Genomic DNA, 866 nt, shown 5'->3' with positions numbered 1-866 from the left:
ATCAAGGCGGCGGGCAAGAGCTTCGTCGATTTCCAGCACGACGTCACGGCGGAAGACGTGCGGTTGGCGCACCGCGAGGGCTTCATCTCGGTCGAGCACCTCAAGCGCTACACCACGCTTGGCATGGCGACCGACCAGGGCAAGAGCTCCAACGTGCCGGGCCTCGCCATCATGGCCGAGGCTCTCGGCAAGCCGATCCCCGAGGTCGGCACGACGCGCTTCCGCCCACCCTACACGGCGGTGTCGATCGGCTCGCTGGCGGCCGAGCGTTTTGGCGATCTCAAACCCGAGCGGCTGACCCCGATGCACGACTGGCATATCGCCAACGGCGCGCGGATGTATTCCGCAGGCCTCTGGTACCGGCCGATGATCTACGGCCTTGCCGGCGAGACGGTCGAGCAGGCCTATGTGCGCGAAGCCAAGGCCACCCGCGACAGCGCCGGCATCGTCGACGTCTCGACGCTGGGCAAGATCGCCGTGCAGGGACCGGACGCGGCGGAATTCCTCGACCGCGTCTACACCAACATGTTTTCCACGCTTGCCGTCGGCAAGGCGCGCTACGGCCTGATGCTGCGCGAGGACGGGCTTGCCTTCGACGACGGCACCACCTGGCGGCTCGGCGAGCAGGACTTCCTGATGACCACCACCACCGCCAATGCCGGCAAGGTGATGCAGCATCTGGAATATTTCCTCGACGTGATCTGGCCGGAATTGAAGGTCACCGTCACCTCGGTGACCGACGAATGGGCAGGCGCTGCGATCGGCGGGCCGAAGGCGAGAGCCATCCTCGCCACCTGCGTCACCGGCACCGCCGTCGACAACGCCACCCTGCCTTTCATGGGCATCGTCCGTGGCCAGATTGCGGG

General features: G+C 66.4%; 1 pseudogene. It reads left to right on the top strand.

Going from position 1 to position 866, the window contains the following annotated elements:
* Positions 1 to 866, top strand: a pseudogene (locus EOA33_RS37185) (sarcosine oxidase subunit alpha family protein); the annotation flags it as partial.

The organism is Mesorhizobium sp. M4A.F.Ca.ET.050.02.1.1, assembly GCF_003997725.1.
GTDB lineage: Bacteria > Pseudomonadota > Alphaproteobacteria > Rhizobiales > Rhizobiaceae > Mesorhizobium.
Note: the sequence above shows the minus strand (reverse complement) of the source record. Positions and strands in the feature narration are given on the sequence as shown.